This is a genomic window from Sphingomonas turrisvirgatae (assembly GCF_001721295.1).
GTDB classification, from domain to species: Bacteria; Pseudomonadota; Alphaproteobacteria; order Sphingomonadales; family Sphingomonadaceae; genus Sphingomonas; species Sphingomonas turrisvirgatae.
On sequence record NZ_MDDS01000026.1, the window covers coordinates 21,235 to 36,278 of the forward strand.

At 68.0% G+C, this 15,044-nt stretch carries 14 protein-coding genes; 4 read left to right on the top strand and 10 right to left on the bottom strand.

Annotation, left to right across the window (positions count from 1 at the left end; all coding sequences use genetic code 11):
* Window positions 1-99: 99 nt before the first annotated feature.
* The 4 genes from BFL28_RS11270 to BFL28_RS11285 form a co-directional block, all read right to left on the bottom strand.
* On the bottom strand, window positions 100-633 hold the full coding sequence (locus tag BFL28_RS11270) for a CarD family transcriptional regulator (protein ID WP_069320670.1): 534 nt from the start codon (window positions 631-633) through the stop codon (window positions 100-102).
* A gap of 283 nt (window positions 634-916) precedes the next feature.
* Complete coding sequence (gene fdxA / locus BFL28_RS11275; protein WP_069320671.1) at window positions 917-1,258, bottom strand: ferredoxin FdxA; 342 nt, start codon at window positions 1,256-1,258, stop codon at window positions 917-919.
* A 102-nt stretch (window positions 1,259-1,360) separates the two neighbouring features.
* On the bottom strand, window positions 1,361-1,648 hold the full coding sequence (locus BFL28_RS11280) for an RNA-binding S4 domain-containing protein (RefSeq protein ID WP_069320672.1): 288 nt from the start codon (window positions 1,646-1,648) through the stop codon (window positions 1,361-1,363).
* On the bottom strand, window positions 1,641-4,163 hold the full coding sequence (locus BFL28_RS11285; protein ID WP_069320690.1) for a helicase-related protein: 2,523 nt from the start codon (window positions 4,161-4,163) through the stop codon (window positions 1,641-1,643). The genes BFL28_RS11280 and BFL28_RS11285 overlap by 8 nt, the downstream gene beginning before the upstream one ends.
* A 208-nt stretch (window positions 4,164-4,371) precedes the next feature.
* Between BFL28_RS11285 and BFL28_RS11290 the strand changes: the two genes are divergently transcribed.
* Window positions 4,372-5,898: a M23 family metallopeptidase gene (locus BFL28_RS11290; RefSeq protein ID WP_241527297.1), complete on the top strand. Its 1,527-nt coding sequence runs from the start codon at window positions 4,372-4,374 to the stop codon at window positions 5,896-5,898.
* The gene (locus BFL28_RS11295; RefSeq protein WP_069320673.1) at window positions 5,895-6,587 is read left to right on the top strand and encodes a LamG-like jellyroll fold domain-containing protein; all 693 of its coding nucleotides are present in this window, start codon (window positions 5,895-5,897) and stop codon (window positions 6,585-6,587) included. Before BFL28_RS11290 ends, BFL28_RS11295 begins: the two co-directional genes overlap by 4 nt.
* A 9-nt stretch (window positions 6,588-6,596) precedes the next feature.
* Here BFL28_RS11295 and BFL28_RS11300 read toward each other — a convergent pair whose 3' ends face one another.
* The 3 genes from BFL28_RS11300 to BFL28_RS11310 form a co-directional block, all read right to left on the bottom strand.
* Window positions 6,597-8,210, bottom strand: coding sequence for an ATP-binding protein (locus tag BFL28_RS11300; protein WP_173655730.1), 1,614 nt, complete (start codon window positions 8,208-8,210; stop codon window positions 6,597-6,599).
* 141 nt (window positions 8,211-8,351) lie between these two features.
* Window positions 8,352-9,116: a TIGR02186 family protein gene (locus BFL28_RS11305; RefSeq protein WP_069320674.1), complete on the bottom strand. Its 765-nt coding sequence runs from the start codon at window positions 9,114-9,116 to the stop codon at window positions 8,352-8,354.
* Entirely contained in the window at window positions 9,113-10,027 is a 915-nt protein-coding gene (locus BFL28_RS11310; protein ID WP_069320675.1) for a sulfite exporter TauE/SafE family protein, read from the bottom strand. The genes BFL28_RS11305 and BFL28_RS11310 overlap by 4 nt, the downstream gene beginning before the upstream one ends.
* Window positions 10,028-10,144: 117 nt before the next feature.
* Between BFL28_RS11310 and hrpB the strand changes: the two genes are divergently transcribed.
* Together hrpB and BFL28_RS11320 are read left to right on the top strand one after the other, a co-directional pair.
* Window positions 10,145-12,679, top strand: a complete 2,535-nt coding sequence (hrpB, locus tag BFL28_RS11315) for an ATP-dependent helicase HrpB (protein ID WP_069320694.1) — start codon at window positions 10,145-10,147, stop codon at window positions 12,677-12,679.
* A 10-nt stretch (window positions 12,680-12,689) separates the two neighbouring features.
* Complete coding sequence (locus BFL28_RS11320) at window positions 12,690-12,971, top strand: ETC complex I subunit (protein ID WP_119184587.1); 282 nt, start codon at window positions 12,690-12,692, stop codon at window positions 12,969-12,971.
* A 45-nt stretch (window positions 12,972-13,016) separates the two neighbouring features.
* Here BFL28_RS11320 and BFL28_RS11325 read toward each other — a convergent pair whose 3' ends face one another.
* From BFL28_RS11325 to BFL28_RS11335, 3 genes are read right to left on the bottom strand one after another with little or no spacing between them, the layout of a single operon-like run.
* Window positions 13,017-13,511: an NUDIX hydrolase gene (locus BFL28_RS11325; protein ID WP_069320695.1), complete on the bottom strand. Its 495-nt coding sequence runs from the start codon at window positions 13,509-13,511 to the stop codon at window positions 13,017-13,019.
* Between the two features lie 35 nt (window positions 13,512-13,546).
* Window positions 13,547-14,221 (bottom strand): TPM domain-containing protein, encoded by a 675-nt coding sequence (locus BFL28_RS11330; RefSeq protein WP_069320676.1) that lies wholly within the window; start codon window positions 14,219-14,221, stop codon window positions 13,547-13,549.
* Between the two features lie 15 nt (window positions 14,222-14,236).
* Window positions 14,237-15,031, bottom strand: a complete 795-nt coding sequence (locus BFL28_RS11335) for a TPM domain-containing protein (RefSeq protein WP_069320677.1) — start codon at window positions 15,029-15,031, stop codon at window positions 14,237-14,239.
* Between the last annotated feature and the right edge of the window lie 13 nt (window positions 15,032-15,044).

Sequence of the window (15,044 nt, forward strand, 5' to 3'; positions counted from 1 at the left end):
ATGTGTGTTGGCAACATAATACACCTGGCAGGGCGGCTGCGCAACGAAAAACGGCGGCCCCGCAGGACCGCCCCTCTTCGTCGAACCAGTCGCCAACCGTCAGGCCGGCGCCTTGTCCTTGTTATAGATCGCGGCAGATGCGCGCAGGATGTCGAGGATCTTGTCCAGCGCGCCCTTTTCGTCGGTCTCTTCCATCGCGCCCAGTTCGCGCGCGAGGCGGCTGGCCGCCGCTTCGAAGATCTGGCGTTCGGAATAGCTCTGTTCAGGCTGGTCGTCCGCGCGGAACAGGTCGCGGACCACTTCGGCGATCGAAACGAGGTCGCCCGAATTGATCTTCGCTTCATATTCCTGGGCACGGCGCGACCACATGGTGCGCTTTACCTTGGGCTTGCCCTTCAGCGTCTCCATCGCTTCCTTCATCGTCTTGTCCGACGAAAGCTTGCGCATGCCCACGCTCTCCGCCTTGTTGGTCGGAACGCGCAGGGTCATCTTTTCCTTTTCGAAGCGGAGCACGTACAGCTCAAGCTGCATGCCCGCGATTTCAGATTTCTGGAGCTCGATCACACGGCCCACGCCGTGCTTGGGGTAAACGACATAATCGCCGACATCGAAGGACAGCGCCTTGGCAGCCATGTGCGGGAAGCCTTTCTTTTGAACCTGCGCCCCGTGAAGGGATTGCGCCGCCGACCCGGTGCGGTTACCGGGGCAAGAACGGCGCGTCGGGGCAAATCAACCACGGTCTCCAGTACCGAAACACGATTCCTCGCGTCCGCTGCGCGCCTTAACACAGCTGCAATAAAATTACCACCCTGCAAACGGTCGGGATTACGGATAGCGCGCACGCCGTCCGATCCCGTCGCCCGGTTCGTGCGACTTTTTCTGAAAGCGGCTCAGCTTGCCGGGGCGGAACGCCCGATCAGTCCCCCGCGCCGGGTTCCGGCGAGAAATACTTGTCGTACTTGCCCTCGACGCCCTTCATCTCGTCGGCATCGGCCGGTGTCTGGCCGGCATTGCGCGTGACGTTGGGCCATTGCGCCGAAAAGGTGTTGTTGAGCTCCAGCCACTGCTCAAGGCCGCTCTCGGTATCCGGCAGGATCGCCTCGGCCGGGCATTCCGGCTCGCACACGCCGCAATCGATGCATTCGTTGGGGTTGATGACGAGCATGTTCTCGCCTTCATAGAAGCAATCGACCGGGCAGACCTCGACGCAATCCATATACTTGCAGCGGATGCAGGCATCGGTGACGACATAGGTCATGGCAATTCAGGCCCCTGATACGCCCCGGCGGGCAAATGGTCGGTTTCTGCTATGCCCGGCATCCGCCCTCGTCAATCGCGCGCAGCCTTCTGCGAGACGTTATCAGTCGCGAGATTCCGCCATTCCCGGCGTCAATTCCTGATACATGCCCTGTGCCTCGGGGGCGGGGCCGCGGCGCAGCGGGAGTCCCTCGACCCGCAATATCCGCACTTGGCCCCGCAGCGGAAAGGCGATCACCGAACCCACGCGGACCTGAACCGACGACTTCTCGATCCGCCGCCCGTCGAGCCGCAACATGCCCGCCTCTGCCAGTTCCTGCGCGGCACCGCGCGTCTTCACCAGCCGCACGAACCACAGGAACCGGTCGAGGCGCATGCTGGCGTCATTCATCGGCAAGCGCCGCGAGTTTCGCAAAGGCATGCCCCATCGGCGTGTCGCGCGGCGGGGCCTTGGGCCTGGCGAGCGGCGTCAGCCCCTTCCAGACCCAGCGGGGCGGCTGGTCCTTTTGCGCGCGCACGCTTTGAAAACCCAGCTGCGCCATCAGCCGCGCGATCGTGTCCGCAGTCAGCCCCATCGACGTCGCGAGCGCCGGGTCGAGGCTGAACGGCGCCCGTCCCTTGCGCTGGTCGTGCGCAGCCTGCGAGATTCGCTCGGCAAGGTCGACCCGCACAGCCTGGGTGCCGAGGGGGCGGAACCCATGTGCAAGCGCCGCGCCCGGTGCCCCGCGCGCGAGCACGCTCGCCCCTTGCGCCGGCACGTCCGTCAGGCCCAGCAATGCCCGCCGCGCCGCCGCCGCGCGCGGCTTGAGCAAGGCCGGCGCGAACAGGTCGAGCGTCCCGATCACCAGCCCCGCCTTGCGCAGTGTCTTGCGCTCGTCCGGCTCCAGCTGCTCGACCAGGGCGCCTGCCGCGCGCCGCGGCAGCAATCCCCCCGTCTCGACCAGCGCACTCGCCAGCGCACGCACGCGCCCGCCCGCCGCAGGATCGCGGCTCAACGCATCGATCGCAGCAAGCGCCGGCAGGTCCGCCGCGATCCGCGCCGCGAACCAGCGCGCGATGCGATCCTGCGCCGCCACCCGCAGCCTTGCATCCAGCACGTCCAGCGAACGGTCGATGCGCACTCGCGGACGCACCGGATTGCCGGTTGCATCCAGCCGCGCCACCACCACGCCGCCCCAATGCACGCCCTCACCCGACAGCGCGAAAGCATCGTCTTGCGCCGCGACCAGCGCCTCGCCGCGTCGCCTCAACTCGCCCGTCAGCCCCTTTTCAGCTGCCGCCAGCAGCATGCGCTTGTCCGCCACCCGCGCATCCGCCGCCACCGCGAACCGGAACCCGTCGAGCCGGCCCAGCACATGTTCCTCGACGCTCACCTCGCCCTCTGGCCCGACCACCACCGGCAGGTTCGACGCATCCGCCCCGATCTGCCGCAGCAACACCGTCGTGCGCTTGTCCACAAACCGCTGCGTCAGGCTGGCGTGCAGCGCATCGGACAACTTTTCTTCCAGCGTACGGGTGCGGTCGGCCCAAAGCGCAGGCTCCGCCAGCCAGTCGGCCCGCTGCGCGATATAGGCCCAGCTGCGCGTCGCTGCGATCCGGCCGGCGATCGTCTCGACATCACCATCCACCCGGTCGAGCCGCGCCAGTTCGTCGGCGAACCAGTGATGCGGAATATGGCCGGTGCCTTCGCTCAGATGCCGAAACACCCGCGCCACGAAGCGCGCATGGGGATCGGGGCCGAGCTTGCGGAAATCGGGCAGGCCGCACGCCGCCCACAGCCGCTGGACTGCGCGCGGGGAGCGGACTCGTTCGCGGACCCAGTCCTCGGCCGCCAGCCGCTTGAGCACGGAAAGGTCCACCGCCTCCGGCGCAGCGCGCAGCACGAGCGAATCCGGCTTGCGCTCAAGGCTCGCGATCAGGGCATCGATGCTCGAGATATCGGGCTCGCCCTCGCGCCAATAAAGATGCTCGAGCGGCGGCATGCGATGGCCTTCGATACTCGCGATCTCTTCGGGCGTGAACGCGCCGGGCCCTTCCTCGGCGAGCGCGCCGAATGTGCCGTCGCGCTGGTGACGCCCGGCACGGCCCGCGATCTGCGCCATCTCGGCCACGGTCAGTCGCCGCTGCCGACGCCCGTCGAACTTGTTGAGCGAGGCGAAGGCGACATGGCTGACGTCCAGGTTCAGCCCCATGCCGATCGCATCGGTGGCGACCAGATAATCGACCTCGCCCGCCTGGAACATCGCGACCTGCGCGTTGCGGGTGCGCGGGGACAGCGCGCCCATCACAACTGCCGCGCCGCCGCGCAGCCGCCGCAGCGCCTCTGCCACGGCATAGACTTCCTCGGCGCTGAACGCGACGATTGCCGACCGTTTGGGCAGGCGCGACAGCTTCTTCGCCCCGGCATAGGAAAGCGTCGAAAAACGGGGCCGGGTGATGATTTCGGCGTCCGGCACCAGCTTTCGCAATACCGGCCGCAGCGAATCCGATCCCAGGATCATCGTCTCGTCGCGCCCCCGCGCGCGCAGAATGCGATCGGTGAAGACATGCCCACGCTCGGGGTCTGCGCCCAGCTGCCCTTCATCGATCGCGACGAAGCCGACGTCGCGAGGCAGCTTGTTGTCGGCTCCGGCATCCATGCCTCCGCCGATCGGCATGGATTCGGCCGTGCACAGGAACCACCGCGCGCCCGGCGGCACGATACGCTCCTCGCCAGTGACCAGCGCGACCTCCTTGGGCCCCTTGATCGCGACGACGCGGTCGTAGACCTCACGCGCCAGCAGCCGCAGCGGGAAGCCGATCATGCCGCTCGAATGGCCGCACAATCGCTCGATCGCGAGATGCGTCTTGCCGGTGTTGGTCGGCCCCAGCACTGCGGTGACCGACGAGGTGGAGAACAGGCTCATCAGACTGCCAAGATCGTCGCGACGCGGCCCCGGCGCAAGCCATTGTCGCCACACGCGTTTCGGGCCAACTTGGATCCGCTCACGCCTCGTCCCCACGCCCGCACGATTCGCCGCAAGCCAAGCGCTTATGCAGGCTGCTTAATTTGACTTTAGGAACTCTCGTCCACAACGCTCCGACCTGTGCCGGGGGTCGGCAAAAGATCAGTCGATGAATGGGGGACCGCGCGCCTTGTTTCTGCGCAGCGATTTCGGGGTGGAACAGGCCGGCGGCGCAGCAGCGTTGTCGTTCGGCCGTGCCGTCCCTGCGCCGTTGCCGACGCCCGGCCTGATTGCACGCTTCCAGGAACGCTACCCAGACTTCGAACTGATCCCCGATCTCGGCTCACGCATCGGCTCGGCCAGCTGGTGGCGCGGCACCGCGACCTGCGCTGCGCTGCTCGCGGGCGCCGTCCTTCTTTCGCCAGGGTTCGAACGCCCGATCTATGGCGCCGTCCCTGCCGCATTGTCGGGCAACGACGCCGCGATCGCACGGGCACAAGCCATCGCCCCGCTTGCCATGGGCGGCAAGACCGGGACGCGCCTTGCCGCGACAGGACTCGCCAACCCGCTGACCGACACGCCCGAACGCCCGGTGCTGCAAAGCACGGTGACGCTCGGTTCCGGCAGTGCGCTCGCGTCGGCGCTTCAGCGTGCGGGGGTGGGGAGTGCGGATGCGACGCGCGCCGCCGATCTCGTCGCCGCCGCGGTCGATCTTGGCGACCTCAAATCGGGCACGCAGCTCGACCTCACGCTCGGACGGCGCGCCGACAAGTCCCAGCCACGACCGCTGGAAAAGCTGGCGTTTCGTGCTCGCTTCGACTTGAGCCTCGAACTGGTGCGCAGCGGCACCGCTCTCGCGCTCAACGAAATTCCGATCGCGATCGACCATACTCCGCTTCGCATCCGCGGCCGGGTCGGCGACTCGCTGTATCGTTCGGCCCGTGCCGCAGGTGCACCGGCCAGCGCGGTCGAAGCTTATATCCGCGCGGTCGCCACGCGCATGCCGATCGGCCGCGTGGGCGCGGACAGCGAATTCGACATCATCGTCAAGCAAGCCAAGGCCGCGACCGGCGAGGTTCAGCTGGGCGAGCTGCAATATGCCGGGCTCAACGGCGGATCGGGCAAGCTGCAACTGGTCCGCTGGGAAGAAGATGGGCGCATCACCTGGTATGACGGGCGCGGCATGGGCGAGCGTAAGGGGCAGATGGCGATGCCCGCCGCTGGCCGCATCAGCTCAACCTTTGGCCTGCGCCGCCACCCGGTGCTGGGTTTTGCGCGCATGCATAAGGGGCTGGACATCGCCGCTGGCCATGGCAGCCCGATCCGCGCTGCCAATGACGGGGTCGTCGCGTTCGCCGGCCGGAACGGCGGCTATGGCAATTTCGTGCGCCTCAACCACAGCGCCGGCATGGGCAGCGGCTATGGCCATATGAGCCGCATCGCAGTGCGCAGCGGCCAGCGCGTCGCGCGCGGGCAGGTGATCGGCTATGTCGGCTCGACCGGCATCTCCACCGGGCCGCATCTCCATTACGAACTCTATCGCAACGGCGTCGCGATCAACCCGCGCTCGGTCAGCTTCTCGGTCGTCGAGCAGCTCGGCGGCGGCGACTTGCGCGCCTTCAAGGCAAAGCTAGCCCAACTGCTCGCAGTGCCGGTCGGCGGCGCGCGCAAGAAGGCCCCGGACGCAGCCGAATGATCCTCGATCGCCGTTCCCTGATTGTCGGCGGCACCGCGCTGCTCGCCGCGCCGGCAATGGCGACGCACCGCGATACCCGAATCTGGACCTTCGACTCGTTGACGCGGATCGGCGGACATCGCGTTCGGGCGATCGGCAATCCCCGGGTCATCCGCTCGCCGCTTGGTCGCGCGGTCGAATTCGACGGCGTCAACGATGCCGTGTTCATCGACGACCATCCGCTGGCCGGCTCGCCCCGCTTCACGTTCGAAGCGCTGTTCCGCCCCGATGGCGGGGTGTTCGAGCAACGCTGGTTCCACCTCGAAAGCGACGAAAGTCCGCCGGTTGCGCCCGGCACGGGCACGACGCGCATCCTGTTCGAGATCCGCGTGGTCGACGATCGCTGGTACCTCGACGCATTCATGCGCGGGCCTGGCTACAATCAGGCGCTGATGGCCCCGAACAAGACCTTTCCGGTCGGCCGCTGGTATCATGTCGCGCAAAGCTATGACGGCGCGGTCTATCGCTCCTATGTCGACGGGGTGCTTCAGCTCGAACTGCCGCTGGCATTCAAGCCGCAGGGTCCGGGCAAGGCATCGGTCGGCATTCGCATGAACCGCGTGAACCCGTTCAAGGGTGCGGTCCGCCAAGCCGGCTTCACGCGTGGCGAAGCCCTGACGCCCGACCAGTTCGTGTTGAAGCGGCCGTAAGGCCGGTCCCTACCGTCCCTGCGACCGCCATTTTCGGATGGTCCGCTCAAGGCTTGCATCCTCGCCACCGGTCTGTCGCCACAGTTGCGAGAAGACCGGGTCGCTCGAGGCAGGCCGCTTGTCCTCGCTGAGCGAATCGAACGTGACGCGAACCGGGGTCGCCACGCCTTCACCCACCATGATGCACTCGCGATTGCGAAGCGCCGGGATCGCATCGAGAAATCCGCGCGCGCCCTCGGGCATCGCCGCACGAACGAATGCCTGATCGCGATCGTTGTTGAGGCGCATGGCGATGATGGTGCCGCATTGCGACAGCACGCCTTCGGCAAGGTCGGACGGACGCTGCGTGATCAGCCCGAGCGACACGCCGTATTTACGCCCTTCCTTGGCGATCCGGCTCAAGATCCGACCGACTGACGAACCGTCGGCGTTGCGCTCGTTGGGCACATAGCGGTGCGCCTCCTCGCAAACGAGCAGGATTGGCCGCTGCGCTTCACCGCGCGACCAGATCGCATGGTCGAACACCATCCGGCTCAGCACGGCGACAACCACGCTGGTGATCTCGCTCGGAACGCCCGACACGTCGATGATCGAGATCGGTTTGCCGTCGCTCGGCAGGCGGAAGATGCGGCTGATGAAGCTCGCCATCGTGTCCGACACCAGCATGCCGCTGAACATGAACGCATAGCGCGGATCGCCCTTGATCTCGTCGATCTTGGACTTGAGACGTAGATAGGGCGCTGTATCGGTCGCCTTGTCCATCTTGCCCATCTCGTTCTGGATGATGGTCGTGAGGTCGGACAGCAGATAGGGGATCGGCGCGTCGACGGTCAGCTTGCCGAACTCGGCCGCCAGACGGTTCTTCTGCTTGGCCATCAGCACGCACTTGGCGAGGATGTCGGCATCGACCTGCCGGTCCGAACCCTGCGTGGTCACGAAGACCTCGCAATGCTCCTCGAAGTTCATCAGCCAGTATGGCATCGCAAGATTGCTGACGTCGAACAGCGCGCCGTTAGTTTTGAATGCGGCGGAATATTCGCCGTGCGGGTCGATCATCACGATGTGGCCCTGCGGCGACAATTCGCAAATCCGATGCAGGATGAGTGCCGCGCTGGTCGATTTGCCGGTGCCGGTTGATCCAAGCAACGCAAAATGCTTGCCTAGCATCGCATCCACATACAGCGCGCCGCGGATATCCCTGGTTGGATAGACGTTGCCAACCTCAATATGCGCGCGGTCGTCCGCGGAATAAATCTGCTTCAAGTCCGACGTCGAAATCGGAAATACCGGCGTACCCGGAGTGGGGTATCGCGTGACGCCGCGGCGGAAGTTGTAGAGTTTGCCGGTGAGGCGTTCTTCGTCGCCTTCGCCCAGGAAATCGACCTGGGCGACCAACTTGCTGCCGTCGAGCCGCAGGGCGCGGACATTGGCGATCAGCCACGCCTGTCCAGAGCGCATCTTGACCTGACTGCCCATCGTGCCCGACGCGGCGACCGCCGGGTCGGCGCTGGTCGAGAGGACGTTCGTCGCGGCGGGATCGAGGATGATCTCGGACGATGCGCCGCCCACTGCCGACACGCTGCCGATCACAGCCGGCGCGAAGCTGGTCGGCGTCGGTGCCATCGCCTCGGAAGCCGGCCGGATCCGGTCAAGGCGATGCAGGCTAACCTCGTCTGTCATTCGGCACACCGCTCTTTGCGTCGATCAGCGGTCGGTTATGCGCGGCACAAGGTAAAGATTGCGTGTGGCCCGGCCACCGCCTGGTCAGAAGCGTCGCCAGATCGCGCCGGCCGCCCAGCCCAGCAGCACCGACAGCGCCACCGCCGCCAGCCCGTAGAGGAAGGACGAGCGCTCCGCCGCGCGCGCGATCCACCGTTCGAAGCCGGATTTACGAATGTCGATGTCGCGCACCGCCGCCGCCAGCACGCGCCCGTCGCGAATCAGGAAGGTTTCGGCCGTGAACTTGCCCACCGGGACGCGCGCGGGAATGTTCACGCGGGCGCGATAGAGCACGTCGTCGGTGATCTCGACCGCGCGCGGCGCTTCGTAATAGAGGCCCGAGCGCTTCTTGAGATCGACAAGCCCCGCGTCGAACCGCGCCTGGACTGCGGGCACCGCGCCGGAGGCCGGCGACAATTGCAGGCTGTCGAGGCCGAGTTCGTAGATCGCACGCGTGCGCGCATCGACGATTTTGCGGATCGGGCGCGACGAGGCGATGGCATAGAAGCTGGGTGCCGAGCGATAACGGGTGCGATCAGCATTGACCCAGATGCCGGCGACCTTCTGCTTTTCACGCACCAACACCGATTCGGTCGGTCCCTTGACCACCACGACGATATCGGCCGGGGGTTCGCCCGCCCGCCGCTCGCTGCCACCGGCATGGAGGATGGCGCCGAACAGCAGCAAGTCGGCTCCGGTAAAGGAATAGGCGATCTCGATCTCGCGCTGCGACACGTCGGGCACCAGCACCGGCTTTGCCTGTCCGAGCAGCAACGGTGCCGCGAGCGCAAGGCCGAGCAGCTTCCTCACGCCAGCTCTACCGTGAAGATCTCGTCCGGCCGCCACACAAGGCCGAGGAAGATGCGCACCGCGACGAGCAGCACCATGACGGCGAGCGCCAGCCGGAGATATTCGGGTTTGGCCTGCTGTGCGAAGCGCGCGCCGAGCTGCGCGCCGACCACCGACCCGAGCAGCAGCAATGCCGCCAGCACGATGTCGACCGCCTTGGTCGTGAGCGCGTGCATCATCGTCGCCGCCGCGCTGACAAACAGGATCTGGAACAGCGAGGTGCCGACCACCACCCGCGCCGGCATGCCGAGCAGATACAGCATCGCGGGAATGAGGATGAACCCGCCGCCGACACCGAGCAGCACGGTGAGAATACCCGTCGCAAAGCCGAGCAGCAGCGGCGCGAGCGGCGAGATGTAGAGGCCCGAGCGATAGAAGCGCCAGCGCAGCGGCAGCGCGGCCACCATCGGATGATGCCGCCGCCGCCGCGCCCGCGGCGGCGCGCCCGAGCGCGAGGCGCGGATCGCGCTCCAGCTTTCGCTCAGCATCAGGCCGCCGATCGCGCCGAGCATCACGACATAGAGGATGGCGATCACGGTATCGATCTGCCCGGTCGATTGCAGCAGCCGGAATAGCACCGCGCCCACGACCGATCCCAGCACGCCGCCGGCGATCAGCACCGCGCCCATGTGCAGGTCGACGCCGTCGCGGCGCAGATGCGCGAACACCCCCGAGACGCTGGCGCCGGTGACCTGGCTGGCGGAAGAGGCGGCGGCGACGGTCGGCGGGATGCCATAGACGATCAGCAGCGGCGTCGTCAGGAACCCGCCGCCCACGCCGAACATGCCGGACAGCAGCCCGACGCCGAGCCCCAGCAGCACGATGACGAGCGCATTGACCGACAGGCTGGCGATGGGAAGGTACAAGTCCATGCAGGACGTTGCCTAGGATCAGGACCCGTTACTGGCAACGGCCGTGATCGCCCGGAGCAGCACGCCGACGCGCGCGGCGGAATGACTTTTCCCGCGCGGCGCGGCATGAGGCCGGGCATGACGCTGCCGATCCATGCGGTCCTGCCCGACCTGCTCGCCGCGCTGCGCGAGCGCAGCACCGCCGTGCTCGTCGCGCCGCCCGGTGCGGGCAAGACCACCGCCGTCGCGCCGGCACTGCTGGACGAGGCGTGGGTCGCAGGGGGGGAGATCCTGCTGCTATCGCCACGCCGGCTCGCGGCGCGAGCCGCCGCCGAGCGGATGGCCGCGCTGGCCGATGAGCGCCCCGGCGAAACCTATGGCTATGCCACGCGCATGGACAGCCGCCGGTCGGCGCGAACGCGGGTCACGGTCGTCACCGAGGGCATCTTCGTCAACCGCATCCAGAGCGACCCCGAACTGGCGGGCGTCTCCGCCGTGCTGTTCGACGAAGTGCATGAACGCAGCCTCGACAGCGATTTCGGCCTTGCCCTCGCGCTCGACGCGCAGGCGGCGCTGCGGCCCGACCTGCGCCTGGTGGCAATGTCCGCGACGCTGGACGGCGCACGCTTTTCAACCCTGATGGGGGGCGCGCCGGTCATCGAATCCGAAGGACGCAGCCATCCGCTGGACTGCATCCATCTTGGCCGCGCCGCCGAAGCGCGGATCGAGGACAGCGTCGCCGCCGCGATCAAACAGGCATTGCGCGAAGCCGCCGACGATCCGGTTGCCGGTATCCTGGCCTTCCTGCCCGGCGTTGCCGAGATCGAGCGGACCGCCGAACGGATCGACCCGCCGCCCGGCACGATCCTGCACAAGCTGCACGGCAGCCTGGACCCGGCCGCGCAGCGCGCCGCGATCCAGCCCGACCCGCAAGGCCGGCGCAAGATCGTGCTCGCCACGTCGATCGCCGAAACCTCGCTGACGCTCGACGGCATTCGCATTGTGGTCGATTCAGGGCTCGCCCGCCGGCCGCGCTATGACCGCGCCGCCGGCATGACCCGGCTGGTCACCGAACGCGCCAGCCAGGCGGCTGTGACCCAACGTGCCGGTCGCGCCGCGCGGCAGGGGCCGGGCACCGCCTATCGCCTGTGGGATGCCGCCGCCACCGCTGGCCTGCCGCGCTTCGACCCGCCCGAGATTCTCGAGGCGGACCTGTCGGCGCTGACACTGGATTGCGCGATCTGGGGCGTGTCCGATCCGCGCGAGCTGGCGTGGCTCGATCCACCGCCGCAAGCCGCGATCGACGAAGCGCGTGCCCGCCTCATGGCCCTGGAAGCGCTCGACGCGGACGGCCGCCCCACGCCGCATGGCAAGGCGATCGCCGGCCTGCCGCTGCCGCCGCGCCTTGGCCACATGCTGGTCCGCGCGGGCGAGCGCGGGCTGGCGCGGACCGCTGCACAAGTCGCCGTGCTGCTCGGCGAACGCGGACTGGGTGGGCCCGATGCCGACCTGGAGCACCGCCTGCGCCGCTGGCGGAGCGAGCGCGGGGCGCGTGCAGAGGCCGCGCGCAAGCTGGCGGAACGCTGGGCACGGCTGGCAAGCGATCACCCTCACCCTTCCGGCGCTGCGCCCCTTCCTCCCGCTCCCCAGGGGCGAGGGACAGGGCCCGCCGCCACAGGCGGTGGACAAGGTGAGGGCGATCACGAAGTCGCCGTCTGCGTCGCGCTCGCCTTTCCCGACCGCATCGCCAGGCGCCGCGACGGGTCGGGCGAGACCTGGGCGTCGGCCGGCGGGCGCGGCTTCAAGCTGGATCCCACCTCCAGCCTTGCCCGTCACGAATGGCTTGCCGTCGCCGAAACGCAGGGCATGGCCGCTGGCGCGCGCATCCTGTCGGCCGCGCCGATCGACGGCGCCGTGGTCGAAGGGTTGTTCGCGCTTCGGATCGCTACGCGCCGCACCGTCCGCTTCGACCCAGCGACCGGTCGCGCCGAGGCGACGCGCGAACGTCGCCTGGGTGCGATCCGCCTGTCGTCCGGCCCGGACACCCAGGCCGATCCGGACGAGATCGCCGCCGCGCTGCTCGACGGCGTGCGCAACAAGCATGGCCTAGACCTGCTGCCCTGGTCCGCCGCCGCAAGCGCGCTGCGCACCCGCGCCGCCTATGCCGGGATTGCGGACTTGTCGGACGAGGCGCTGATCGCCGACCTTGACGACTGGCTGCCGCCCGCGCTTGCCGGCAAGCGGCGGCTCGACGTGATCGATCCCCATGCCTTGACTCATGCTCTGCAGAACCGGCTGGGCTGGGAAGGGCAGAAGGCGCTCGACGGCCGCGCCCCGGCCCGCTTTGAAACGCCTGCCGGGTCGAGCCACGAGATTGACTATGCCGCCGAGGCGGGGCCAACGGTCGAGCTGCGCGTGCAATCGCTGTTCGGCCTGTCCACGCACCCCACCATCGGCGACAAGGTGCCGCTGGTCCTGTCGCTCACCTCGCCCGCGGGCCGGCCGATCCAGACGACACGCGACCTGCCCGGTTTCTGGAAGGGCAGCTGGGCCGATGTCGCCAAGGAAATGCGCGGACGCTATCCGCGCCATCCCTGGCCCGACGACCCGGCCAATGCCAGTGCGACGTTGCGGACCAAAAATGCAGATGCGCGCCGCAATGGAGCGCGTTAAAGGAAGCGTCATGTCCACTACCGCTCGCATCTATCAGCGTCCCAAGAACGCCATGCAGTCGGGCCGCGCCCGCACCGATCGCTGGGTGCTGGAGTTCGACCCGAGCCAGCAGCGCGCCGATCCGCTCACCGGCTGGGCCGGATCGGGCGACACGCGCAATCAGCTGCGGCTGAACTTCCCGACGCTCGAAGCGGCGCAGGACTATGCCCGGCGCGAGGGGATCGAGTTCCACGTGGTTCCAGCCCCGCAGCGCAAGCTCAAGCTTCAGGCCTACGCCGACAACTTCCGGTAAGTCGCGCGGCGGCGGGGTGGTGCCGCAGCTCCTCGCGGCGGCCGCTTAGCCGAGGAACACCGAACCGAGTGCCAGCAGCAGCTTGACGTCGATCGCCATGCCGCGCGCGCGGCACTTGGCAACGAAGGCCGGCACCTCGTCCAGCCTGACGCGGTGGACGGTGATCCCTTCCTCCCCGACGCCGCCGCCCGCGCCGACCCGCGTCAGATCGTGCGCGCGAACCAGGAAGAAGCTTTCGCTGACCATGCCAGGCGAGGACCAGAATTCGCCGAGGGATTCGACGCGCCCCGGGCGATAGCCGGTTTCCTCCTCAAGCTCGCGCGCGGCCGCGACCTCGATGGCTTCGCCCGACGTTTCGTCGCCAACGAGGCCCGCCGGCAGTTCCAGGCTCTGTCGCCCGAGCGGCACGCGATACTGGTCGACCAGGATCAGGTGACCGTCATCGAGCGCGACGATCGCTGCCGCCTTGATACCGCGGGCGCGGCCGACATATTCCCACCGCCCCTGCTTCCTGGCGGTGATATAGTTGCCGGCCCACATCGTTTCGACCGGGGCGTCGGCATCGGGCGGTAGCGTCACAGTTCGATCAGCCGGTCGGGCAATTCGTTCAGGTCGTGTGCCGTCTTGGGGAAATGCTCGCTCAACACTGCGCCGATCCGGCTGACCGCCGCGGCCATGCCGCCGGCCGGATCGCCGGCGCGAATGCGATCGACCAGGGCGACCATCGCTTCGCCCCAGACGGCGTCGTCGACCTTCCCTACGATCGCCTCGTCCGCGACGATCTCGGCCCGATGTTCGGCCAGGCTGAGGTAAAGGAGCACGCCGACCCGCGCGGCCGTGCGCTTTTCCGCGCTGGCCTTGAAGAACTGCACCGCGCGCCGCCGCACACGCCGGCCGCGCACGGCGGCGGGGATCAGGAGCCCGCGAAACGGCAGCGCCTCGAACCCATAGCGGATGGCGAGGAACAGGATCGCCTGGACGACGACGATGAGGCCCAGCTCGACATGCCGCTCGGCCTCGCCCCAGCCGCCGGTGAACCAGGCGAGCTTCGCATCGAGCAGCCCGGGCCAGATCGCGAACACGCCGAGCGCGGCGATCATCACCGCGGCGGCATAATAGAGCGAGACGTCGTGATAATGATCCGACCAGTCGGTGACGATGGTCACGATCTCGCCATCCGTGCCGCGCTCGGCCTGCGCCACCGCGGCGGTGACGATCTCATGCTCCTGCGCCGTGAACTTGCGCGCCATCACCAGCCCCCTGCGTTACCAGCCACCGGAGGCACCGCCGCCGCCGAACGATCCGCCGCCGCCACCGAAGCCGCCACCGCCGCCAAAGCCACCGCCGCCCCAGCCGCCGCCGCCCGACGATCCGCCGCCCCAGCCCGGCCCCCAGATCACCACCGGCGCGCTGCCGCGGCGATAGCGTTTGCCGCGCGCCGAGCCGAACACGATAGGCAGGATGACGAAGAGGAGGATGAACAGCCAGAAAATGACGGTGAAGATGCTCGTGCCGCTGCTGCTGCTGCGCTTCTTGCGCTGGCCGGCATCGATCTGCTGTTTGGCGCGTGCTTCGGCGGCTTCGAGCGGGAGCTTCAGCTGCTCGTTGATCGCGCTTGCCCCGGCGACGATGCCGCCGCCCATGTCGCCGGCCTTGAACGCGGGCGTGATCGTGTCGCGGATGATGATGCCCGACAGCGCGTCGGTCAGGATCGGTTCGAGGCCATAGCCGACCTCGATCCGCACACGCCGCTCGTTCGGCGCGACGATCAGGATGACGCCGTTGTCGGCATCCTTTTGTCCGATGCCCCAGGCGCGGCCGAGCTTGTAGCCGAACTCGTCGATCTCATAGCCCTGGAGATCGGGGATCGTGGCGACGACGAGCTGGCGGCCGGTCGCCTGTTCCGTCGCCTCCGACATCGCCGTGATCTGCGCCGTCTGCTCGGGCGAGAGCAGGCTGGCGGCGTCGACCACCCGGCCGGTCAGCTTCGGGAAGGTCTGAGCCTGCGCCGCGCTGCCCAGCGACAGCGCGGCGAGGATCGTCAGCAGGAAACGGATCATACCGCCGCTCCGA

Excerpts from the sequence above, each read along its gene's own strand:
- BFL28_RS11270 (WP_069320670.1), bottom strand. The coding sequence starts at position 633 with ATGGCTGCCAAGGCGCTGTCCTTCGATGTCGGCGATTATGTCGTTTAC.
- fdxA (WP_069320671.1), bottom strand. The coding sequence starts at position 1,258 with ATGACCTATGTCGTCACCGATGCCTGCATCCGCTGCAAGTATATGGAT.
- BFL28_RS11280 (WP_069320672.1), bottom strand. The coding sequence starts at position 1,648 with ATGAATGACGCCAGCATGCGCCTCGACCGGTTCCTGTGGTTCGTGCGG.
- BFL28_RS11285 (WP_069320690.1), bottom strand. The coding sequence starts at position 4,163 with ATGAGCCTGTTCTCCACCTCGTCGGTCACCGCAGTGCTGGGGCCGACC.
- BFL28_RS11290 (WP_241527297.1), top strand. The coding sequence starts at position 4,372 with ATGAATGGGGGACCGCGCGCCTTGTTTCTGCGCAGCGATTTCGGGGTG.
- BFL28_RS11295 (WP_069320673.1), top strand. The coding sequence starts at position 5,895 with ATGATCCTCGATCGCCGTTCCCTGATTGTCGGCGGCACCGCGCTGCTC.
- BFL28_RS11300 (WP_173655730.1), bottom strand. The coding sequence starts at position 8,210 with ATGGCACCGACGCCGACCAGCTTCGCGCCGGCTGTGATCGGCAGCGTG.
- BFL28_RS11310 (WP_069320675.1), bottom strand. The coding sequence starts at position 10,027 with ATGGACTTGTACCTTCCCATCGCCAGCCTGTCGGTCAATGCGCTCGTC.
- hrpB (WP_069320694.1), top strand. The coding sequence starts at position 10,145 with ATGACGCTGCCGATCCATGCGGTCCTGCCCGACCTGCTCGCCGCGCTG.
- BFL28_RS11320 (WP_119184587.1), top strand. The coding sequence starts at position 12,690 with ATGTCCACTACCGCTCGCATCTATCAGCGTCCCAAGAACGCCATGCAG.
- BFL28_RS11325 (WP_069320695.1), bottom strand. The coding sequence starts at position 13,511 with ATGTGGGCCGGCAACTATATCACCGCCAGGAAGCAGGGGCGGTGGGAA.
- BFL28_RS11330 (WP_069320676.1), bottom strand. The coding sequence starts at position 14,221 with ATGGCGCGCAAGTTCACGGCGCAGGAGCATGAGATCGTCACCGCCGCG.
- BFL28_RS11335 (WP_069320677.1), bottom strand. The coding sequence starts at position 15,031 with ATGATCCGTTTCCTGCTGACGATCCTCGCCGCGCTGTCGCTGGGCAGC.